Origin of the sequence: Pseudoduganella sp. R-34 (assembly GCF_049904655.1) — a bacterium.
Lineage (GTDB): Bacteria > Pseudomonadota > Gammaproteobacteria > Burkholderiales > Burkholderiaceae_D > Rugamonas.
On record NZ_CP184572.1, the window covers coordinates 3511103 to 3533062 of the forward strand.

At 58.5% G+C, this 21960-nt stretch carries 23 protein-coding genes; 21 read left to right on the top strand and 2 right to left on the bottom strand.

Going from position 1 to position 21960, the window contains the following annotated elements:
• Nucleotides 1-3 precede the first annotated feature (3 nt).
• The 5 genes from ACN9MW_RS16140 to ACN9MW_RS16160 all read left to right on the top strand — a co-directional run bounded on the left by ACN9MW_RS16140 (nucleotide 4) and on the right by ACN9MW_RS16160 (nucleotide 3751).
• Complete coding sequence (locus tag ACN9MW_RS16140) at nucleotides 4-456, top strand: hypothetical protein (protein WP_426161465.1); 453 nt, start codon at nucleotides 4-6, stop codon at nucleotides 454-456.
• Nucleotides 457-512: 56 nt separating this feature from the next.
• Nucleotides 513-1676, top strand: coding sequence for a CdiA family toxin C-terminal domain-containing protein (locus tag ACN9MW_RS16145; RefSeq protein WP_426161466.1), 1164 nt, complete (start codon nucleotides 513-515; stop codon nucleotides 1674-1676).
• Between the two features lie 8 nt (nucleotides 1677-1684).
• On the top strand, nucleotides 1685-2029 hold the full coding sequence (gene cdiI, locus ACN9MW_RS16150) for a ribonuclease toxin immunity protein CdiI (RefSeq protein ID WP_426161467.1): 345 nt from the start codon (nucleotides 1685-1687) through the stop codon (nucleotides 2027-2029).
• A 129-nt stretch (nucleotides 2030-2158) separates the two neighbouring features.
• Entirely contained in the window at nucleotides 2159-3298 is a 1140-nt protein-coding gene (locus tag ACN9MW_RS16155; RefSeq protein WP_426161468.1) for a hypothetical protein, read from the top strand.
• Nucleotides 3299-3301: 3 nt separating this feature from the next.
• Nucleotides 3302-3751 (top strand): hypothetical protein, encoded by a 450-nt coding sequence (locus ACN9MW_RS16160; protein ID WP_426161469.1) that lies wholly within the window; start codon nucleotides 3302-3304, stop codon nucleotides 3749-3751.
• A gap of 105 nt (nucleotides 3752-3856) precedes the next feature.
• Here the strand turns inward: ACN9MW_RS16160 and ACN9MW_RS16165 are convergent, their stop codons facing one another.
• Nucleotides 3857-4249 carry a helix-turn-helix domain-containing protein gene (locus ACN9MW_RS16165; protein WP_426161470.1) on the bottom strand — a complete coding sequence of 131 codons (393 nt, stop codon included), beginning with the start codon at nucleotides 4247-4249 and terminating at the stop codon, nucleotides 3857-3859.
• 114 nt (nucleotides 4250-4363) lie between these two features.
• On the opposite strand from ACN9MW_RS16165, the gene ACN9MW_RS16170 reads away from it, so the two are divergent.
• The 9 genes from ACN9MW_RS16170 to ACN9MW_RS16210 all read left to right on the top strand — a co-directional run bounded on the left by ACN9MW_RS16170 (nucleotide 4364) and on the right by ACN9MW_RS16210 (nucleotide 13942).
• Nucleotides 4364-7303 (top strand): CHC2 zinc finger domain-containing protein, encoded by a 2940-nt coding sequence (locus ACN9MW_RS16170; RefSeq protein ID WP_426161471.1) that lies wholly within the window; start codon nucleotides 4364-4366, stop codon nucleotides 7301-7303.
• Between the two features lies 1 nt (nucleotide 7304).
• The gene (xerC, locus tag ACN9MW_RS16175) at nucleotides 7305-8423 is read left to right on the top strand and encodes a site-specific tyrosine recombinase XerC (RefSeq protein WP_426161472.1); all 1119 of its coding nucleotides are present in this window, start codon (nucleotides 7305-7307) and stop codon (nucleotides 8421-8423) included.
• 47 nt (nucleotides 8424-8470) lie between these two features.
• On the top strand, nucleotides 8471-8728 hold the full coding sequence (locus tag ACN9MW_RS16180; RefSeq protein WP_426161473.1) for a hypothetical protein: 258 nt from the start codon (nucleotides 8471-8473) through the stop codon (nucleotides 8726-8728).
• Between the two features lie 40 nt (nucleotides 8729-8768).
• Nucleotides 8769-8924 (top strand): YhfG family protein, encoded by a 156-nt coding sequence (locus tag ACN9MW_RS16185; protein ID WP_426161474.1) that lies wholly within the window; start codon nucleotides 8769-8771, stop codon nucleotides 8922-8924.
• Nucleotides 8914-9507 carry a putative adenosine monophosphate-protein transferase Fic gene (locus tag ACN9MW_RS16190; RefSeq protein ID WP_426161475.1) on the top strand — a complete coding sequence of 198 codons (594 nt, stop codon included), beginning with the start codon at nucleotides 8914-8916 and terminating at the stop codon, nucleotides 9505-9507. Before ACN9MW_RS16185 ends, ACN9MW_RS16190 begins: the two co-directional genes overlap by 11 nt.
• A 792-nt stretch (nucleotides 9508-10299) precedes the next feature.
• Nucleotides 10300-10461, top strand: a complete 162-nt coding sequence (locus ACN9MW_RS16195; RefSeq protein ID WP_426161476.1) for a hypothetical protein — start codon at nucleotides 10300-10302, stop codon at nucleotides 10459-10461.
• Nucleotides 10462-10544: 83 nt separating this feature from the next.
• On the top strand, nucleotides 10545-11657 hold the full coding sequence (locus ACN9MW_RS16200; RefSeq protein ID WP_426161477.1) for a hypothetical protein: 1113 nt from the start codon (nucleotides 10545-10547) through the stop codon (nucleotides 11655-11657).
• Nucleotides 11658-12046: 389 nt separating this feature from the next.
• Nucleotides 12047-13393, top strand: a complete 1347-nt coding sequence (locus ACN9MW_RS16205; protein WP_426161478.1) for a hypothetical protein — start codon at nucleotides 12047-12049, stop codon at nucleotides 13391-13393.
• Nucleotides 13394-13423: 30 nt separating this feature from the next.
• On the top strand, nucleotides 13424-13942 hold the full coding sequence (locus tag ACN9MW_RS16210) for a hypothetical protein (RefSeq protein ID WP_426161479.1): 519 nt from the start codon (nucleotides 13424-13426) through the stop codon (nucleotides 13940-13942).
• Between the two features lie 189 nt (nucleotides 13943-14131).
• On the opposite strand, the gene ACN9MW_RS16215 is transcribed toward ACN9MW_RS16210, so the two are convergent.
• Nucleotides 14132-14524 (bottom strand): helix-turn-helix domain-containing protein, encoded by a 393-nt coding sequence (locus ACN9MW_RS16215; protein WP_426161480.1) that lies wholly within the window; start codon nucleotides 14522-14524, stop codon nucleotides 14132-14134.
• Between the two features lie 114 nt (nucleotides 14525-14638).
• Here ACN9MW_RS16215 and ACN9MW_RS16220 point away from each other — a divergent pair, with 114 nt between their 5' ends.
• The 7 genes from ACN9MW_RS16220 to ACN9MW_RS16250 all read left to right on the top strand — a co-directional run bounded on the left by ACN9MW_RS16220 (nucleotide 14639) and on the right by ACN9MW_RS16250 (nucleotide 21854).
• On the top strand, nucleotides 14639-17578 hold the full coding sequence (locus ACN9MW_RS16220; protein WP_426161481.1) for a CHC2 zinc finger domain-containing protein: 2940 nt from the start codon (nucleotides 14639-14641) through the stop codon (nucleotides 17576-17578).
• Nucleotide 17579: 1 nt separating this feature from the next.
• Nucleotides 17580-18698 (top strand): site-specific tyrosine recombinase XerC, encoded by a 1119-nt coding sequence (gene xerC / locus ACN9MW_RS16225; RefSeq protein ID WP_426161472.1) that lies wholly within the window; start codon nucleotides 17580-17582, stop codon nucleotides 18696-18698.
• A gap of 47 nt (nucleotides 18699-18745) precedes the next feature.
• Nucleotides 18746-19003 carry a hypothetical protein gene (locus ACN9MW_RS16230; RefSeq protein WP_426161473.1) on the top strand — a complete coding sequence of 86 codons (258 nt, stop codon included), beginning with the start codon at nucleotides 18746-18748 and terminating at the stop codon, nucleotides 19001-19003.
• Nucleotides 19004-19043: 40 nt separating this feature from the next.
• On the top strand, nucleotides 19044-19199 hold the full coding sequence (locus ACN9MW_RS16235) for a YhfG family protein (RefSeq protein ID WP_426161474.1): 156 nt from the start codon (nucleotides 19044-19046) through the stop codon (nucleotides 19197-19199).
• Nucleotides 19189-19782, top strand: coding sequence for a putative adenosine monophosphate-protein transferase Fic (locus ACN9MW_RS16240; protein WP_426161475.1), 594 nt, complete (start codon nucleotides 19189-19191; stop codon nucleotides 19780-19782). The genes ACN9MW_RS16235 and ACN9MW_RS16240 overlap by 11 nt, the downstream gene beginning before the upstream one ends.
• 792 nt (nucleotides 19783-20574) lie before the next feature.
• Nucleotides 20575-20736: a hypothetical protein gene (locus tag ACN9MW_RS16245; protein ID WP_426161476.1), complete on the top strand. Its 162-nt coding sequence runs from the start codon at nucleotides 20575-20577 to the stop codon at nucleotides 20734-20736.
• Between the two features lie 14 nt (nucleotides 20737-20750).
• A complete protein-coding gene (locus ACN9MW_RS16250) occupies nucleotides 20751-21854 on the top strand; it encodes a hypothetical protein (protein WP_426161482.1) in 1104 nt (367 codons plus the stop codon).
• The last annotated feature ends 106 nt before the right edge of the window (nucleotides 21855-21960 follow it).

The following is a 21960-nucleotide window of genomic DNA, read 5'->3' on the forward strand; positions in this document are numbered from 1 at the left end:
GATATGCAAAATTTCTCTATTGAATTGACTGACAATGTAACCATTATTGCAGGCGAACCTAGTGTCAGCGGTCGAATTAGAATTGGGGTCTTTGAAGAATCGTTTTCTTGTCCAGTGACTTACTGGAATCGTGCCGATTATCTATCGCAGTGGAAAACCGGACTGGGGCGACTACTTAATGGGGAGCACAAAAGCGCCCTTGTTACGTCAATGCGAGACCCCATGTTCTCGAATTTTGTATTTTGGTGGGTCATGTATTTGAACGGTGATGATATTGTCGTTCAAAATCATGTCTTATTCTTGGATGAATTGGGGGAGCCATTTGAGTTATCGGCTCTGTATCAATTTATTCCTAATCAAGAGGGTGTTGAGCCGGGTGAGCCTCCCCCTTCAGAGTGGAAAACCAATTTGGCCGAAATTAAGAGTTTTTTGCAGTCAATTGAATCCCCGCAGTAGCAAGGAATCTTCTCGATGCATTCGGCAATGCTATCGGGTCTAGTTTGGCGGAGCAGATGAGGCCGACACCAGCGAAGCCTGTCGAGCCGGTACAGGAGTCGACGGCTGCGACGTTCGCTGACGATGTGGAGCAGCGCATCGCGGCGGACCCGATCGCTAGTGCGATGGACAAGCGGAACCGACGTGAGCAGGCGGCGAGAATCTTGGCTGAGCAAGCAGCCACCGATGGTCAATCTACCGGTCCAGGGGCGAAACGAACTGGTCCATGGTTGCCAGAAGGTACTTCAATCAGCCCGTTCTCGCTTTTGCGCGAGGAAGGCTTTACTACGTACAACGCTGGAGTTGTAGAAGCTGACGATGGGGCTTGGATGCAGTATGGCCAGGCAACATATCATCGCTCTGACAGTTTGTATGCTCCAACGAGATCCGTTCTTGGAGATGCTTATCGATTCTCGGCGAACGAGGCACTGAGTTCTGATAACTCGTTTGGAGTGAGAGTCGGATATGGTGCATCAGCCGTTGTTTTGGCATTGCCGGGATTGGTTAATGACGCGGCACGTAATGTGTTGAATGCTCCGTCAAGAATGTATGTCGGCGCGCAAACAATGAACGTTGGTTGGCAAGCTCGTGATCCACTTCACTTTTCTAATGGACTGATGGATTTCAGCACCGGATTGCTGGACGTCGCTGGAGCGGCCTCCATTACGAAAGCAGGCATTGTCCGCAATAACGAATTGGCCGCGTATTCCGCGCGTCAAGAGTACGCGCGCATCACTTACAATTTCAGAGATGGCATTGAGAGCCACATGACGAAGTTTGACGGATTTAGTCAAGCGAAAGGCATAAGTGGTACACATAACCTCGATGAATTTATGAAGGCCGCATCAAACTACGATGTAAAGATCGTAGGTCAAACTCAATTGGCAGAGGGAATTGCCCATATCGAGTATCAAATACCGAAGCTTGATCCCGCGAAGAATGTAATGCGAGATAGTTCGGGAAATGTGTTGTATAAGGGGGGATTCGAGAAAACCGTTTACGATCCACGCGTTTACTCCGATGCACAAATGGCCGCTCTGGGCCAACAAGCGGCTGTCAATGGCTATAAGGCAGCTATGGCTGCGGGTAAGGGGCAGTACAGTGCCACGGCCGGGGGCGTGCAGTTCCAAGTTTATCTGGATCCTAAGACCGGAATTGTTCGCAACTATCACCCACAATAGGAGTTTTTATGGAATTGTTTAATGTAACGAACGCCAAGTCGGATGACCTTTGGATTGTGAAGGAGTTCTTTAATTCTATTTGTAGACATGGGCGATTTATTCGTGTGATTGCGCAATTGGTAAATCACGAAAGTTCGGTGATTAATGAGGAGTATTGCCTCTTTTCGGAACCAGCCGGCGGGGATCCAGAGCTAGATTTCATTGGAGTTAAGTTCGGAAATCCATCTGGGGAAATAGTGATATCTGAGGAATCGCTCAACAATTTCATAGATGAAGCATGCAAGGAATATTTGGCCCACTACCCTAACGAGGCGGCAAATATCGGAGAGATTTTGCTTTCACGGCGTATTTGATTTTGCTATTCGTCTACTAGTTCACGTAGCCTACAGGGGTAGACCTACGCATTCGGCAATGCGCTGGGTGAAAGTCTGGCTACTACCAACAAACCGCAGGCACGAGACCCATGGGCGGAGCTTGATAAATTGGGTGGCGAACTCGATTCGTTCCTTAGCGGTTCTGAGCGTACTGCCTATTTAAGTGACCCCGACAGAAAGCAGGCTCAGGATCGACTCCACTTGAGTTTTGGCGGGAAAGGAAAGGAAGAAGATGCAATTGCCGAAGAAATCCTGATTAAAGACGCAAAACGGAAGCTTGCTGAACTCGATAGGCTCGAAGCGAAATTTAACGACACAAAGCGACAATACATTTCGGCCGCAGCCCAGGCGAGCCGTCCTGAACCGGCACCGATCACGATAGAGGTATCCGATGTGGTGGCGGACGCCGTTACGGGAGTTGGCCATGGACTACAAAATCTCGCTTTAGGAGCAGCGGAGCCGATGTTGCAGGTTGCAGATGTAATGCAGGCCTCGCTGAAGATGCTGCACGGTTCGGTGACTGGTGACTATGAATCGCTTACTCCGTTGAGCGCTATGGGAACTCAGCTTGGTGAGACCGGAGGCGGGACAAGCGATGGCTTGCTTATGACTGGTAAGAATGTCGTGAGTATGTTGCCACCGGTTGCGGCTGCCCAGGTTGGCTGGGGAGTCGGATCTTCGCTTTACAAAGGAGATGTGGCTGGAGTCACCGAAAATATGGTTGGCGGCGCGGCGGTCTTCGGTGGGGCACGCGCTATGGGCCTAAACGAGTATGGTTTCAGAGAGGTTCCGGTAAGTTCTACCGGAAAACTCGGCCGCCAACAAGGAGCAATTGGCCTTCAACCGTATGGTCCTTCTTCTGCAGGAGCAAATGCGACTGCCGCAGCACAAAACCGGCCAGTTAATTCCACTCGAAATGGTGTGACTCGAACCAATGCGGCTGATTGGCGGGATCTCCGAGATCATTGGGATGATCTGGGGTACGGCGACATCCTTAGTGCAGCTAACCGTGGCAAAATTGCGAAAGGCCAGACACCTAAAGTGGATGATGCTTGGGTGAGTGTCTTCCCTGAGGATGCTGGCCTTATGGGGGAGCGTATCTCGATGCACCATATTGGCGGTAATCCGATCACTGTGCCGTTGGCAGCGACGCGCCACCTTAATGCACACGTGCCTGGTGGTTTCCGCTACAACCCGGGCGGTCCTGGGTCTGCAATTCCATTCTATCCACCTAAGCCAGGAAACTAATGTATGGTTAATGAACTTGTATCAAAAGAACACCCGAGGCAAAGGCTTATATTCTTTGTCGCAGAAGATGTTGACGACGAAAAGCGAGCAGCCGTGAAGAAAATGATCACTGATCTTGCGCCGCAGAGGAAGTGGGTAATTGGCCCGCCAAGCTTCATTGATGTCGTAGACGACGCTATAAGCCGCGAAGGGGATGAGCAAGATGAGACCTTAGGCGGAATACACGAAATATATTCTGCGTATTCACCAAACGATTTGCCTCGTGAAGTTGACCTGCTTCATTTGGCGGAAGTGGAGCAGATAGTGCGGGCCGTCCAGCGCTTATCGCTTGAGCAAGGCATAGAGTTTGAATTTGAGCTCGATGGCCGCTTTGTAGGAGCGATTGAGAATGGTGATATGGACTCCACCCTGCAGCAGGGCTTGCTAGGGGAATGGCATAATCATCTGGCCTAGAGTCTCGCCGATTTTCTGCGCTTAGTAGACTTATCTTTAGATTAAGAAATAGCAGCCCCAACCCCGCTTTGTGCGGGGTTTTCTTTAGCTGCTAAGGGGAGATGCTCAGGCGCCAGCCTGGGCCAGCACCGTTTCCAGCATCTCATTGACGAAGCGCTGCTTGCTCTTGGGGAGTTCGCTGATGCGTTCGATATTGCGTTCCAGCTGGGACGCCGGTCCGCGCTTGCCTGAGCGCTGCTGGTGGGCCAGGCCCACCAGTTCATCAATCGAGGTGGCGAACAAGGTGGCCAGCTGCGGTAACACCGACGCCGGCATGCGGATGCGCGCCACTTCGTAGTGGGCCAGGGTCTGCTGGGCCACGCCCAACTTGTCCGCCAGCTCCTGCTGTGTCCAGCCGCGTTCCTTCCGGAGCTGCGCCATGCGCTGCCCCAGCGCCACGAAAAATTCCTTGTCGTCTGCTGCCATGTTCTCGAACCAGTGATGGTGTGCCGAGTGCATAGCTTATCTCCCGTTTTTCGAACAAGAGTTGACTGTACTCGTAATGAGAGTAATAATCAACTCAGTTATTTTCCCTTTTACCCTCTTGACAGGTTTTTCGCGTAGGCGGCTTCCATGGCACGTTTTTCAGATAGTGAGATCGATCAACTCAAGAGCGAGGTATCGGTCGAGCGCCTGGTGGAGGCGGCCGGCATCGTCTTGAAGAAAAGCGGCAAGGATCGGCTGGGCCGCTGCCCCTTCCACGCCGACGGCGAACCGTCGTTGGTGGTGACCCCGGCCAAGAACCTGTGGCATTGCTTCGGCTGCCAGATTGGCGGCGGGCCGATCGACTGGGTGATGAAGTTCAAGGGCGTATCGTTCCGGCATGCGGTGGAGTTGCTGAAGGCCGATCTTCCTTTAGCCGCTGGCGAGTCGCCGATCAAGCGCGCCACGGTGCGCAGCCTGCCGGCGCCGGTGGACCTGGATGCGGATGACCAGACGTTGCTGAACCAGGCCGTCGATTATTACCACGAGACCTTGCTGGCTTCGCCCGAGGCGCTGGCTTACCTGCAGGCGCGCGGGCTGGACCACCCGGAGCTGGTGGGCCGCTTCAAGCTCGGTTTCGCCAACCGCACACTGGGCTTGCGCCTTCCGAACAAGCAGCGCGTGGCCGGCGCCGATATCCGAACTCGCCTTCAGAAGGTGGGCATTTACCGTGAGAGCGGGCATGAGCATTTCAGCGGTTCGCTGATCGTGCCGGTGTTCGATGAATTGGGCAACGTGACCGAGGTGTACGGCCGCAAGGTGCGCGACGACCTGCGCAAGGGCACGCCGCTGCACCTGTACCTGCCAGGCCCGCATCGGGGCGTCTGGAACGAGAGCGGCTTGGCCAACGCTGGTGGCGAGGTGATTCTGTGCGAAGCCCTGATCGACGCCATGACGTTCTGGTGCGCCGGGTTTACCAACGTGACGGCGGCCTACGGCGTCGAGGGCTTTACGGACGACCACCTGGCCGCCTTTAAGCGTTACGGCGTAACGCGCGTGCTGATCGCTTACGACCGCGACGAGGCGGGCGACCGGGCTGCCGAGAAACTGGGCGAGCGCTTGATCGGCGAAGGCATCGAGGCGCTGCGCGTGCATTTTCCGAAGGGGATGGATGCCAACAGCACGGCGCGCAAGATGACGCCGCCCCAGCACAGTCTGGGCCTGATGCTGCGCCAGGCCGAGTGGATTGGGCGCTCGCGCGTGGAGCCCGAGTCGGCGCCGGCGGCCGACCCGGTTCTTCCTTTAGCCGCCGACCTGCCGGAGGTCGAGCCGCCGCCGGCCGGCGACGAGCTGCTGCTGGACCAGGGCGACCGCCAGTGGCGCATCCGCGGCTGGAAGAAAAACCTGTCGCCAGAGCAGATGCGGGTCAACCTGCAGGTGCGGCGCGTGATGGAGGGTGGCGAAGATGGCGGTTACCACGTCGACACGCTGGACCTGTACGCGGCGCGCGGCCGCGCCGCCTATATCCGCCAGGCCGCCATTGAACTGGGCTTGCCGGACGAGGCGATCAAGCGCGATATCGGCCATGTGCTGATGAAGCTGGAGAGCCTGCAAGACGACCTGATCACGCTGAACGCCGGCCCGAAGACGACCTTGCCGGCCATGTCGGCTGAGGATGAGCGCGCGGCGCTCGACCTGCTGCAGGGGCCGGACCTGATGCGGCGCATCGCGTCGGACATGGAACGCTGCGGTGTGGTGGGCGAAGCCAACAACCTGCTGGCGGGCTACCTGGCGGCCGTGTCGCGCAAGCTCGATACCCCGCTGGCGATCCTTATCCAGTCGTCCAGCGCGGCCGGCAAATCGAGCCTGATGGATGCGGTGCTGGCCATGGTGCCGCCCGAGGAAAAGGTGCAGTACAGCGCGATGACGGGGCAATCCCTGTTCTACCTGGGCGAGACGGATATGCAGCACAAGATCCTGGCCATCGCGGAAGAGGAAGGCGTGCGCCAGGCGGCCTATGCCTTGAAGCTGCTGCAGTCGGATGGCGAATTGACCATGGCCAGCACCGGCAAGGACGAGGCGAGCGGCAACCTGGTGACCAAGCAGTACAAGGTGAAGGGGCCGGTGATGCTGATGATGACCACCACGGCCATCGACATCGACGAGGAGCTGATGAACCGCTGCCTGGTGCTGTCGGTGAACGAGTCGCGCGAGCAGACCAGGCTGATCCATGAACGCCAGCGCATGAAGCAGACGCTGGAAGGCTTGCTGGCGTCCAGCGACAAGGAAGCCTTGATCGCCTTGCACCAGAACGCGCAGCGCCTGTTGAAACCGGTGCTGGTGGTGAACCCGTATGCCGATCAGTTGACCTTCCTCGATGACAAAACGCGTACCCGGCGCGACCACATGAAGTACCTGACCCTGATCCGGGCCATTGCCCTGATCCACCAGCATCAGCGGCCGATCAAGACGGTGGAGCATCGCGGCCGCAGCCTGGCTTACATCGAGGCGACCAAGGCCGACATCGCCCTGGCCAACCAGATCGCGCACGAGGTGCTGGGCCGCACGCTGGATGAACTGCCGCCGCAGACGCGGCGCCTGCTGAGCCAGTTGCAAGCCTGGGTGGTCGATAACGCCAAGGCGCAGGCGCTGCCTGTGCGCGAGGTGCGCTTTACCCGCAAGCAGGCGCGCGATGCGCTGCACTGGGGCGATACCCAGCTCAAATTGCACCTGGCCCGCCTGGCCGACCTGGAATACCTGGCGGTGCACCGGCGCGGCACTAGCTTTGACTACGAGCTGGTGTACGACGGCCAGGGCGACGGCAAGCACCTGTGCGGGCTGCTGGATGTGACTGTTTTGGGTAAAAAACATGGCTACGACGGGGATCGGTCGGGGTATCAGGCGGATCGGTCGGGGTCTGGTCGGCCCCCGGTCGGCCCTTGGTCGGGGGCTGGTCGGGGTCAGCTCCAGGGAGCGGAAAGCCTGCAACCACGGGCGCTCTTGCTCGATGAGGGGGCTGCTGGCGAGGCATTCGTGCAAAGCGCAATAATCTATGCCAACGGCGCCGGTCCTGTCGTAGCCGGAGAATGACGTGAGCGCCATCGGCACGGTCTATCGGAAGCGCGGCAGCAAAGGCTTCGCGAAGCCAGTGGGCGACCCGCGCGACGCGCGGGGCCTGTATGCCGCCATGCGCCGCTTTATCGAATACCGCGGCAGCATCGGCAGCACGGAATCGGGGCTGTACAGCTCGGAGCGCTACATCCGCGACTTCATCGCCTGGGCCGATGTGCGCGCCGTCACCCATCCCGAGCATGTCAGCCAGGCCGTGCTGGAGCGTTACCAGCGTTATCTGCACCACTACCGCAAGAAGGACGGCGCCCCGCTGTCGGTGGCGAGCCGGCGCAGCAAGATCATTCCCCTGAAAGGCTTTTTCAAGTGGCTGACCCGCACCGGGCAGATACCGGCCAACCCGGCTTCGGAGATCGAGCTGCCGCGTGCCATCCGGCGCCTGCCGCGCCATGTGCTGTCCGTCGCCGAGGTGGAGCGTGTGCTGGTCCTGGCCGACACCACCACACCTATTGGCCTGCGCGACCGCGCCATGATGGAAGTGCTGTACGCCACCGGCATGCGGCGCATGGAGATATCCCGCCTGGAGGTGGGCGACATCGACGTGGACAAGTGCGTGGTGCTGATCCGCGAGGGCAAGGGACGCAAGGACCGCTTGCTGCCATTGGGTGAACGGGCTTTGCACTGGGTGCAGGAATACCTGGACCGCAGCCGGCCGCAATTGGCCTGGAACACGAAAGATGCCACGCTATTTCTCGGTCAGGAAGGGCTTGGGCTGTCGCCGACCTGGCTGTCGTCGCACGTGGCCTCGTACGTGAAACGGGCTGAACTAGGCAAGCATGGCGGCTGCCACCTGTTCCGGCACACCATGGCCACGCTGATGCTGGAGAACGGCGCCGATATCCGTTTTATCCAGGCCATGCTGGGCCACGCCGAGCTGTCGACCACGCAGATTTACGCCCAGGTGGCGATCCGGCAGTTGCAGAAGGTGCACGCCACCACCCACCCTGGCGCGCTGAGAAGGCACAGGAGCGCGCCAGCGACGCCGGACGCGATTACCTCTCAACCCGAGGCTGAAGACGCGACAGCGGACTTCCTGGCCGCGCTGGACGCCGAGGGTGAGGACGAGGACAAGGATTTGTGACGCGCCACTGGCGCGTTACGCAGTAACAGACTTCGAAAGGACGCATCATGGCCGCCACCGCAGCCGAACGACAAGCCGCCTACCGAGCCCGCCGCCACAACGCTGGCCCCGCCGGTAACGGTGAACGACGCCTCAACACCTGGCTGACCACCGAGGCTTCGCTGGCCCTGGCCAGATTGGCAGCCCGTTACGGCGTAACGCAACGTGAGATCCTGGAACGCTTCATTACCGCCGAGGATGACCGCATTCTGGCCACAATGAAGCCCGATTCGCCTGAGTGGGACGCTTACTTCCGGCGCCGGTGAGTGCGCTACAATGACTTTATCGCTTCCCAAGGATGTTGCAATGCTGACAAAAGAAATGAAACTCCAGGCTTTTATGAAGCTGCGCACCGAGAATTACCGCGCCAGCCTGCGCCTGGAGGGGCTGACCCCACGCCCGGCGGCTACCACCAAGCCAGCGCCGACCACGGCCGCGCTCAAGACCAAACATGGTCGATAAGTACGGCACCGGTGGCGACACGCAGTATTGCTACCCCGGCTCCGACGTACTGATCAACAAGCTTGGCCTCACCGACGAGGCCGCCCTGGAAGCGGCTGAAGTCGAGCTGACCCAGGCGCGCATCGAGCAGTTCAAACCCGACTTCGACGATATTTCCCTGTCCGCCTTGCGCGGCATTCACCGCTTCCTGTTCCAGGACGTTTATGAGTGGGCAGGAGAGCTGAGATCGGTCGACATCAGCAAAGGCAGCACCCGTTTCGCCAACGTGAGCCGGGTCGAGCCGGAGGCGGACAAGCTCTTTCGACAGCTGGCGCAAGAGAACTACCTCGTTGACCTGCCGCGCGAGCATTTCGTGGCCCGGCTGGCGCACTACTACTGCGAACTCAATGTCGTCCATCCCTTCCGGGACGGCAATGGACGCGCCCAGCGCGTGCTGTTTGAAGTGATCAGCATCAATGCCGGCTACCAGCTGCGCTGGGCGCCGATTGGTCGCACGGAGTGGCTGGAGGCGAACATTGCTGCCTACAACTGCCAGCTTGGGCCGCTGACGGCGCTCCTGGACCAGGTACTAACGCCGATCTGATCGGCGCGTTACGCAGTAACGGGACACGCCAACAGGACGCCACGGTCGCAGCTCCTTACCCGCCTGTCACGCAAGCCGCTCGGCGTGCAGTGGCGACATGCAGGGCACGGCAGCTTGCGCGCCAGGCTGGCGTTGGCGGACACGCTGACACCTCGACTCCGGACGCGCGCGAAACAACGACGACATCAGTCGCTGCGCGATACCGCCAGCCTTCGGGAGGAAAAAGCCACGCTTGGTTCGTTCGTGGGCTACACGGCGCACGCCTACGGCGCTTGCCGCCGCGCTCCGCCGTCAGTCAGGTCAACACCAGCAAAGGCACAGCCGCTCCGGGGGGAATTGGGCGCTACGCGCCCAATTCCACATAACGCCGCATTCTGTCAAATCGCCCCGTTCACTACGCTGCGCTTCGTTCCTTGGGGCGATCCCGCGCTGCGCCGGGCCCTGCGGGTTGACAGAATAGGCGTTATGTCTCGCGCCCCTGCGCGGCTGCCAAGCCATCATGTGCGCCTTGTGGGCGCATCAAGCGGTCAGCGTTACGGCGTAGGCACCTGCGGTGCCCACGGCCGCGCGCTGCCGTCAGTCAGTCAAGGGCTACGCAAAACCAACCCCAACCCCGGCACCGGGGTGGCAAGCCGCCCCGGTGCGCATACCGCTCACCATTGGTCCCACAATAGGATTGGGTAGCGGAAAACCCACCAGAGGAACTCGTCATCGGAAAGACCGAAACTGCAACCACGTCCTGCAAAAGCTTCTAGCATTTGGGCGCAACAACTTCACCGGAGCACGAAAACTATGCAATTTGTTATTGATCAAGACTGGCTGACACTTTTCAACACCGGACTGCGGCTGCTCGAACAGCTGCAGCGATACTGGGGTAAAAACCGCACATCGGCGCAAATTTCGAAAAAAATGCCGGCTCCGATCCGGCGCTGCTCCAAGAAACGCCGTACCTAAAGGCGCCACGCCCGATGCGACTACGACTTCGCATCGGGCCAAATGCATTCGGCAATGCAGTCGGGTCAAGTCTGGTTGAAACAATGAACGGCAGCGCGCGACGTGCTCAGATAGCCGAGGATCAGATGCGTTCGGGACGCGAAGACGCTGAAGCGGATTTATATCGGTGGACTAAGCAACAAGAACAGGCGCCGGCGCCGTTAACGCCAATTAAACTGGGTCAGTATTTAGATGCGCTTCGCTCAGGCGGCGATCTGAGAGCGTCATTGGATTCTGACGTAGAAGATGACGAGAAGTTCATTCCCGGTGGTGGGGGGCGTTCAGCGCCACGACCAATGAATCGAGGCCCATTGTCGGCTCAATTTGAGTTGGCGATAAATGGGCGGGCACACAGTCTCGCAGAGGCGCTTTCGGACATTGATCAACTTGGTGACTATGCTCAGGCCAAGAATGACATTGCCTTAGTTGGTGAATGGACACGACATTTACAGCGTGGTGAGTTTATTGAGAAAGTCCGACAAGAATTATCCAGCGATGGTTACAATGCCCCTGACCTTGGAAAACGTTATTTGCCTGCGCTCGACGGTTCGAGCAGGCGAATAGAGGTGCCAGATTTTAGTGCCTCGGTACTTGAAAATCATATCGAGTACAGCCGGCTCGTAGCACTAGAAAAGATGGGGGCGATTGCACTCAATAGCGATCTTTCGATCAAGTTCATCGGGAATAGCGGGCATACGCCTGAAGCCTTCAGGGCAATGCTGCAGAAAGAGTACCAGTCGGCAGTTGACATGGGACACACAATTGCATCGCAACAGTTGGAACGGGGCGAGTTGTTCGTGCCGTATAGCTATTTCAAGGATCGCTATACCGCTGAACAAATCGCGAAAGGCGGAGCAACAGATCGATTCGCAAAGACTGCAATGGAGAAGGTGCTTGCTTTTTATGGTGTCCCAGATGGTCCATTTAGTGTCGTTTCGCTCGACAGGCACTTTTATCGGTACTCTGATCCATCGACGTATAAGCGTCCTGATCTCCTAATGCGCTTTGGAGTTCAAGATATTCATGTTTTGGACGCCACACTTGGAGTTAAATCTGCGTCAACGCCCCAGGTTAGTGTTACGTTGAAAAACGGTGCAAGTTCCTGGACCAATATTTCGCCGAACCAGCCCGCAAGTACCATTTATAGGAAGAAATAAATATGTCGGAAACAAAGCTCAAAAAGGCCCTTACGGACTACGCCGGGGAATTGACATATATGAGTTTTACCGCTGACCAACCGGAAGGAACGTCTATGTTCAGTCACGAACAGAACCGCGCAAGCTGTGCGGCAAAGTTTGAGACTCTAAAGTCATGTTGGAATCGCGACACGCAGACAATTGAACGGCTAGAGGTGCTAACAAAGAATGCGATTAATTACTTTGCTGCGGCCGAATTCCACGAAGGTCGACTAACAGTAAAGTCAATCGAAGAGATACTCTGGGGCATTCGCACTGGGAATCGCGAGACTTGATCCTATGCCAGGCAGTCATGACTATCGCCGCGTCGGGCTAGGCCAAATGCATTCGGCAATGCGCTGGGTAGTAGCATGGTGCAGTCGATGCAGGAGTCGGCCAATCAAAGGGCGAAGCTGGCTTGGATGGACAAGCGCGTTGACGAGGTGATGGCGGATGTTCATGCCAATGGCGAGAGGTTTGTTAGTGTAGATCCTGTTGGAAGCGCGCAGCAGAGTTCTACTTCGATCACAGTTTCCGGGACACCGTGGACCGATTCAGGAAGAACCCTGGCTGACGGAACGATGATTTCCAAGAACAGAAATCCAGATGACAATCGGTTGTTGGTCTTAACGTCTCCCAACCAAATTCCTTCCATCGACGGGTACTCTATCCAGACCGTTGAGCGGTTAACTTCAGACGTCGCGAGCTTCACCTATCGGCCAGAGATTGGCGATCCGGAAATTGCAGCGCTGCGAAGTGCTGAGATGGCACGCATTGTTGGAGAATTGCATGGCATAAACTCCACACCGTTACTGGCTGATCCAGTTTCTGTGCCGGTTTCGCCTCAAGAGACTCCCTCTTCAGATGTGATATTTGGCCGATCCTTCGGCCTATCGACGCTACTAGGTGCAAATGCCACAACCAGCGCACTCTATACGCCGATTCACTCGGAAGGGGCTTATCGAGTAGCTCGCGGCGTGCCTGGGTATCAGGCTCACCATCTCAATCAAAATGCAATTTATAAGAACTTTGGAATCCCAGAGCCAGCCGGTTTTTCGATCAACATTCGAGGAAACGCTCTTAATGAAGCAGGGTCTCCTCACTATGAGGCTCACGCATCGTTGGAGCAATGGTGGAACCAGTATCGCCGGGGAGGTGATAAATTCGGCGAGGTACCAACAAATGGTGAGGTCGGCGAGGCTTCTAGGAAGTCGCTCGTCGATGCCGGTCTCGACCCTGTCGAGGCGCAACGGGTTTCTGACATCGCACGCCAGCAAAGGATAAATGCTGGCCATGCCGAGGCCGCACCAGTCCCACGTATTCCGGGGCGTGTGGTTCAAACCCCGACGTCTACTGTCGATGAAACCCTCTGGAAGACCCGCAGGGTTGCAACTGGGTTGAAATGGGGCGGTCGTGCGCTGATGGCTTATGGTGCTGCGATGGATGCTGCAAGCCTTTACTCTGAAGTCCAAACAAGCCGCCGGACCGGGAATTACGGTAATACCGTGAATGAAACCGTTAGAATTGCCGGTGGCTGGAGTGGAGCATGGGCTGTTGGAGGTGCAGGCGCTGAATTCGGTGCCGGATTCGGTCTTGCATTCGGCCCGGTTGGCGCATTAGTTGGTGGCTTTGCTGGTGGTGTCGTTGGCGGTGCGATTGGATATTCTATGGGCAGCTATGCGGCACAAGGGATTTACGCCGACATGCGCCGGTGGTAAGAGCCAATCTGCAAAGGAGAAAGTTAGTTTATGCATCAGAAGACTGTGCAGTTCTTGGAAAATTTACGCTCTACCGACTGGTTCTGTAATGTCGGTCGGGGCGAATACTTAGCAACTGATGGCGATTTACTCGCGGTCGGCTCCTGGGAGGATGCAATTGCGCTCTCAAATTCGGAGATTTATGAGGATGCCTTGCGTGAAGCCATGAATGAAATCACGGTTTCACTTCATCGGCACTTCCCATCGGAGTACATGCGCTGGAATGAAACTGTCCGAGAAATCAAGCCGAAGCTCGCCTCACTGGTAGAGGAGAAGTTGCGGGAGTCAGTAAGATCAGGGCGAGCACCGGTAGTGCTAACGAGCGAGCCCTGTTTGAGTGATCTTCTTGGCGCCTGTATGGCAATCGAATACTCGGACCTCTTTGACTCCTTGTACTTCCGGAAATTGGCTAACAGCTATTTGGGCGGCCACTTCCCCTGCGGTTGGGAGGGGGCGGTCTCGGAAGACTTCACAGAGGGCTTTAAGACGGGGAAAATGTACGTCTATTAGCCTTGTCGTGAAGCGGAGCACAAAAACGACGCGGGACCGTGTCTGACATTTGGACAAATTCCGCCGATATCGCGTTGTAGCGTCTTGCCATTTTAAGGAATGGTAAGCGTACTACTTTTCATAAAAAAATAGCCGCCCCAAACCCCGCTTCGCGCGGGGTTTTTCTTTTAGCTGCTAAGGAGAGGATGCTCAGGCGCCAGCCTGGGCCAGCACCGTTTCTAGCATCTCGTTGACGAAGCGCTGCTTGCTCTTGGGGAGCTCGCTGATGCGCTCGATATTGCGTTCCAGCTGGGACGCTGGCCCGCGCTTGCCTGCACGCTGCTGGTGGGCCAGGCCCACCAGTTCATCAATCGAGGTGGCGAACAAGGTGGCCAACTGCGGCAGCACCGATGCCGGCATACGAATGCGCGCCACCTCGTAGTGGGCCAACGTCTGCTGGGCCACGCCCAACTTGTCCGCTAACTCCTGCTGCGTCCAGCCGCGTTCCTTCCGGAGCTGCGCCATGCGCTGCCCCAGGGCCACAAAAAATTCCTTGTCGTCTGCTGCCATGTTCTCGAACCAGTGATGGTGTGCCGAGTGCATAGCTTATCTCCCGTTTTTCGAACAAGAGTTGACTGTACTCGTATTGAGAGTAATAATCAACTCAGTTATTTTCCCTTTTACCCCCTTGACAGGTTTTTGGCGTAGGCGGCTTCCATGGCACGTTTTTCAGATAGTGAGATCGATCAACTCAAGAGCGAGGTATCGGTCGAGCGCCTGGTGGAGGCGGCCGGCATCGTCTTGAAGAAAAGCGGCAAGGATCGGCTGGGCCGCTGCCCCTTCCACGCCGACGGCGAACCGTCGTTGGTGGTGACCCCGGCCAAGAACCTGTGGCATTGCTTCGGCTGCCAGATTGGCGGCGGGCCGATCGACTGGGTGATGAAGTTCAAGGGCGTATCGTTCCGGCATGCGGTGGAGTTGCTGAAGGCCGATCTTCCTTTAGCCGCTGGCGAGTCGCCGATCAAGCGCGCCACGGTGCGCAGCCTGCCGGCGCCGGTGGACCTGGATGCGGATGACCAGACGCTGTTGAACCAGGCTGTCGATTATTACCACGAGACCTTGCTGGCCTCGCCCGAGGCGTTGGCCTACCTGCAGGCGCGCGGGCTGGATCACCCGGAGCTGGTGGGCCGCTTCAAGCTTGGTTTCGCCAACCGCACCCTGGGCCTGCGCCTGCCCGAGAAGAACCGCCTGTCCGGCGCCGACATCCGCGCTCGCCTGCAAAAGGTGGGCATCTATCGCGAGAGCGGGCATGAACATTTCAATGGTTCGTTGATCGTGCCGGTGTTCGATGAAGCGGGCAACGTGACGGAGGTGTACGGCCGCAAGGTGCGCGACGACCTGCGCAAGGGCACGCCGCTGCACCTGTATCTGCCAGGCCCGCACCGGGGTGTGTGGAACGAGAGCGGCCTGGCCAACGCTGGCGGCGAAGTGATTCTGTGCGAAGCCCTGATCGACGCCATGACGTTCTGGTGCGCCGGTTTTACCAACGTGACGGCGGCCTACGGTGTTGAAGGCTTTACGGACGACCACCTGGCCGCCTTCCAGCGTTACGGCGTAACGCGGGTGCTGATCGCCTACGACCGCGACGAGGCTGGCGACCGGGCGGCCGAGAAGCTGGGCGAGCGCCTGATCGGCGAAGGCATCGAGGCGCTGCGCGTGCACTTCCCGAAGGGGATGGATGCCAACAGCACGGCGCGCAAGATGACGCCGCCGCAGCACAGCCTGGGCCTGATGCTGCGCCAGGCCGAGTGGATTGGGCGGGCACGTGTGGAGCCCGAACCGGCGCCGGCGGCCGACCCGGTTCTTCCTTTAGCCGCCGACCTGCCGGAGGTCGAGCCGCCGCCGGCCGGCGACGAGCTGCTGCTGGACCAGGGCGACCGCCAGTGGCGCATCCGCGGCTGGAAGAAAAACCTGTCGCCAGAGCAGATGCGGGTCAACCTGCAGGTGCGGCGCGTGATGGAGGGTGGCGAAGATGGCGGTTACCACGTCGACACGCTGGACCTGTACGCGGCGCGCGGCCGCGCCGCCTATATCCGCCAGGCCGCCATTGAACTGGGCTTGCCGGACGAGGCGATCAAGCGCGATATCGGCCATGTGCTGATGAAGCTGGAGAGCCTGCAAGACGACCTGATCACGCTGAACGCCGGCCCGAAGACGACCTTGCCGGCCATGTCGGCTGAGGATGAGCGCGCGGCGCTCGACCTGCTGCAGGGGCCGGACCTGATGCGGCGCATCGCGTCGGACATGGAACGCTGCGGTGTGGTGGGCGAAGCCAACAACCTGCTGGCGGGCTACCTGGCGGCCGTGTCGCGCAAGCTCGATACCCCGCTGGCGATCCTTATCCAGTCGTCCAGCGCGGCCGGCAAATCGAGCCTGATGGATGCGGTGCTGGCCATGGTGCCGCCCGAGGAAAAGGTGCAGTACAGCGCGATGACGGGGCAATCCCTGTTCTACCTGGGCGAGACGGATATGCAGCACAAGATCCTGGCCATCGCGGAAGAGGAAGGCGTGCGCCAGGCGGCCTATGCCTTGAAGCTGCTGCAGTCGGATGGCGAATTGACCATGGCCAGCACCGGCAAGGACGAGGCGAGCGGCAACCTGGTGACCAAGCAGTACAAGGTGAAGGGGCCGGTGATGCTGATGATGACCACCACGGCCATCGACATCGACGAGGAGCTGATGAACCGCTGCCTGGTGCTGTCGGTGAACGAGTCGCGCGAGCAGACCAGGCTGATCCATGAACGCCAGCGCATGAAGCAGACGCTGGAAGGCTTGCTGGCGTCCAGCGACAAGGAAGCCTTGATCGCCTTGCACCAGAACGCGCAGCGCCTGTTGAAACCGGTGCTGGTGGTGAACCCGTATGCCGATCAGTTGACCTTCCTCGATGACAAAACGCGTACCCGGCGCGACCACATGAAGTACCTGACCCTGATCCGGGCCATTGCCCTGATCCACCAGCATCAGCGGCCGATCAAGACGGTGGAGCATCGCGGCCGCAGCCTGGCTTACATCGAGGCGACCAAGGCCGACATCGCCCTGGCCAACCAGATCGCGCACGAGGTGCTGGGCCGCACGCTGGATGAACTGCCGCCGCAGACGCGGCGCCTGCTGAGCCAGTTGCAAGCCTGGGTGGTCGATAACGCCAAGGCGCAGGCGCTGCCTGTGCGCGAGGTGCGCTTTACCCGCAAGCAGGCGCGCGATGCGCTGCACTGGGGCGATACCCAGCTCAAATTGCACCTGGCCCGCCTGGCCGACCTGGAATACCTGGCGGTGCACCGGCGCGGCACTAGCTTTGACTACGAGCTGGTGTACGACGGCCAGGGCGACGGCAAGCACCTGTGCGGGCTGCTGGATGTGACTGTTTTGGGTAAAAAACATGGCTACGACGGGGATCGGTCGGGGTATCAGGCGGATCGGTCGGGGTCTGGTCGGCCCCCGGTCGGCCCTTGGTCGGGGGCTGGTCGGGGTCAGCTCCAGGGAGCGGAAAGCCTGCAACCACGGGCGCTCTTGCTCGATGAGGGGGCTGCTGGCGAGGCATTCGTGCAAAGCGCAATAATCTATGCCAACGGCGCCGGTCCTGTCGTAGCCGGAGAATGACGTGAGCGCCATCGGCACGGTCTATCGGAAGCGCGGCAGCAAAGGCTTCGCGAAGCCAGTGGGCGACCCGCGCGACGCGCGGGGCCTGTATGCCGCCATGCGCCGCTTTATCGAATACCGCGGCAGCATCGGCAGCACGGAATCGGGGCTGTACAGCTCGGAGCGCTACATCCGCGACTTCATCGCCTGGGCCGATGTGCGCGCCGTCACCCATCCCGAGCATGTCAGCCAGGCCGTGCTGGAGCGTTACCAGCGTTATCTGCACCACTACCGCAAGAAGGACGGCGCCCCGCTGTCGGTGGCGAGCCGGCGCAGCAAGATCATTCCCCTGAAAGGCTTTTTCAAGTGGCTGACCCGCACCGGGCAGATACCGGCCAACCCGGCTTCGGAGATCGAGCTGCCGCGTGCCATCCGGCGCCTGCCGCGCCATGTGCTGTCCGTCGCCGAGGTGGAGCGTGTGCTGGTCCTGGCCGACACCACCACACCTATTGGCCTGCGCGACCGCGCCATGATGGAAGTGCTGTACGCCACCGGCATGCGGCGCATGGAGATATCCCGCCTGGAGGTGGGCGACATCGACGTGGACAAGTGCGTGGTGCTGATCCGCGAGGGCAAGGGACGCAAGGACCGCTTGCTGCCATTGGGTGAACGGGCTTTGCACTGGGTGCAGGAATACCTGGACCGCAGCCGGCCGCAATTGGCCTGGAACACGAAAGATGCCACGCTATTTCTCGGTCAGGAAGGGCTTGGGCTGTCGCCGACCTGGCTGTCGTCGCACGTGGCCTCGTACGTGAAACGGGCTGAACTAGGCAAGCATGGCGGCTGCCACCTGTTCCGGCACACCATGGCCACGCTGATGCTGGAGAACGGCGCCGATATCCGTTTTATCCAGGCCATGCTGGGCCACGCCGAGCTGTCGACCACGCAGATTTACGCCCAGGTGGCGATCCGGCAGTTGCAGAAGGTGCACGCCACCACCCACCCTGGCGCGCTGAGAAGGCACAGGAGCGCGCCAGCGACGCCGGACGCGATTACCTCTCAACCCGAGGCTGAAGACGCGACAGCGGACTTCCTGGCCGCGCTGGACGCCGAGGGTGAGGACGAGGACAAGGATTTGTGACGCGCCACTGGCGCGTTACGCAGTAACAGACTTCGAAAGGACGCATCATGGCCGCCACCGCAGCCGAACGACAAGCCGCCTACCGAGCCCGCCGCCACAACGCCGGCCCCGCCGGTAACGGTGAACGACGCCTCAACACCTGGCTGACCACCGAGGCTTCGCTGGCCCTGGCCAGATTGGCAGCCCGTTACGGCGTAACGCAACGTGAGATCCTGGAACGCTTCATTACCGCCGAGGATGACCGCATTCTGGCCACAATGAAGCCCGATTCGCCTGAGTGGGACGCTTACTTCCGGCGCCGGTGAGTGCGCTACAATGACTTTATCGCTTCCCAAGGATGTTGCAATGCTGACAAAAGAAATGAAACTCCAGGCTTTTATGAAGCTGCGCACCGAGAATTACCGCGCGAGCCTGCGCCTGGAGGGGCTGACCCCACGCCCGGCGGCTACCACCAAGCCAGCGCCGACCACGGCCGCGCTCAAGACCAAACATGGTCGATAAGTACGGCACCGGTGGCGACACGCAGTATTGCTACCCCGGCTCCGACGTACTGATCAACAAGCTTGGCCTCACCGACGAGGCCGCCCTGGAAGCGGCTGAAGTCGAGCTGACCCAGGCGCGCATCGAGCAGTTCAAACCCGACTTCGACGATATTTCCCTGTCCGCCTTGCGCGGCATTCACCGCTTCCTGTTCCAGGACGTTTATGAGTGGGCAGGAGAGCTGAGATCGGTCGACATCAGCAAAGGCAGCACCCGTTTCGCCAACGTGAGCCGGGTCGAGCCGGAGGCGGACAAGCTCTTTCGACAGCTGGCGCAAGAGAACTACCTCGTTGACCTGCCGCGCGAGCATTTCGTGGCCCGGCTGGCGCACTACTACTGCGAACTCAATGTCGTCCATCCCTTCCGGGACGGCAATGGACGCGCCCAGCGCGTGCTGTTTGAAGTGATCAGCATCAATGCCGGCTACCAGCTGCGCTGGGCGCCGATTGGTCGCACGGAGTGGCTGGAGGCGAACATTGCTGCCTACAACTGCCAGCTTGGGCCGCTGACGGCGCTCCTGGACCAGGTACTAACGCCGATCTGATCGGCGCGTTACGCAGTAACGGGACACGCCAACAGGACGCCACGGTCGCAGCTCCTTACCCGCCTGTCACGCAAGCCGCTCGGCGTGCAGTGGCGACATGCAGGGCACGGCAGCTTGCGCGCCAGGCTGGCGTTGGCGGACACGCTGACACCTCGACTCCGGACGCGCGCGAAACAACGACGACATCAGTCGCTGCGCGATACCGCCAGCCTTCGGGAGGAAAAAGCCACGCTTGGTTCGTTCGTGGGCTACACGGCGCACGCCTACGGCGCTTGCCGCCGCGCTCCGCCGTCAGTCAGGTCAACACCAGCAAAGGCACAGCCGCTCCGGGGGGAATTGGGCGCTACGCGCCCAATTCCACATAACGCCGCATTCTGTCAAATCGCCCCGTTCACTACGCTGCGCTTCGTTCCTTGGGGCGATCCCGCGCTGCGCCGGGCCCTGCGGGTTGACAGAATAGGCGTTATGTCTCGCGCCCCTGCGCGGCTGCCAAGCCATCATGTGCGCCTTGTGGGCGCATCAAGCGGTCAGCGTTACGGCGTAGGCACCTGCGGTGCCCACGGCCGCGCGCTGCCGTCAGTCAGTCAAGGGCTACGCAAAACCAACCCCAACCCCGGCACCGGGGTGGCAAGCCGCCCCGGTGCGCATACCGCTCACCATTGGTCCCACAATAGGATTGGGTAGCGGAAAACCCACCAGAGGAACTCGTCATCGGAAAGACCGAAACTGCAACCACGTCCTGCAAAAGCTTCTAGCATTTGGGCGCAACAACTTCACCGGAGCACGAAAACTATGCAATTTGTTATTGATCAAGACTGGCTGACACTTTTCAACACCGGACTGCGGCTGCTCGAACAGCTGCAGCGATACTGGGGTAAAAACCGCACATCGGCGCAAATTTCGAAAAAAATGCCGGCTCCGATCCGGCGCTGCTCCAAGAAACGCCGTACCTAAAGGCGCCACGCCCGATGCGACTACGACTTCGCATCGGGCCAAATGCATTCGGCAATGCGTTAGGGAGCACCTTGGTAGAAGCAGGGAAGGATGCTGCGCGACGCGCACAAATTGAAGCCGATCAGATGCGCGCCGGTCAGGAAGAAGCCCAAATTGAGAAAGAAGTGTGGGAGGCAAGTTCTTCGCAAAATTATCTAGTGCCGAAGCCTCGGTCGTTGGCAGAGGCATATGCAGCGACATATGGATTGCAGCTCACTGATGGCGTATATCATCCAGGAACAGATGACGCCGACTACCTGGATGCAGGGTTCATCGGCGATTACAAAAAGAAATCGCTTTGGGAGCAAGTTAACAAAAGCAGAGTACGGCCAGATGAACTTATCCCTTATCCGAAGGACTATAATGTCAAGGAACCAAAAAACTGGGTCGCCAAAGGCGAAGAGGTTGATCCTGTGTTTCGGATAGGCGCAAGCGATCCACCACGCCGTCCTGATATCGGAAGTGGCACTTGGAAAAGTGAGGATGCGACGCTAGTATCGAGAATGGAAAAGCAGAGCATTCTTTCTTCGCTTAATGGCGTAGAGGTTATTTGGCCGGATGCCGTGGCGCACTTGCGCCACTACTTCGAAAATACCGGTGAGCCTTTAACAGTAAACCTGCAGCGTATTGTCGAAACAACGCCGGCTGGACGTGATTTTTATATAAATCAACGTAACGCAGCACTATCTTTTGCTCAAGATAATCTGCGCGATGGCGAAACTATTACTTTTACATCAACCGCAATGGAGCAGCGACGATTTTCCGGAGATGAAAATTGGATTCGTGCAATAGGAACATTTTCAGGCTGGTCTACTGCTACCGCTACTAGATCCGGAAATGACTACAGCATGAGTTTTGATCTTAAAATTTACGATAAATACAACTGGAATTCCGGCCAGTCGTTCGATTCATTTGGAAAAGATATATCCGATGATTTTATGGGGAAATTCCATAAGCAGGGCGTAGCTCGCGAGTATGAGGTGTTTGGGAACTTGCCACTTAAATTCACGTGGAAAGGCAATCCTTATGGCGACAACGTAACAACTGCAGTAAGAATTCAAAAGAATGGACTAAAATGAAGAATGGGTTTAGATTGCTATTGATATCTGAATTGAGCTATCTTGTATTCATATCTTCAATTTATGTTGTTGACTATCTCAAGTTGGGCACTGAGGTATCTTCAAC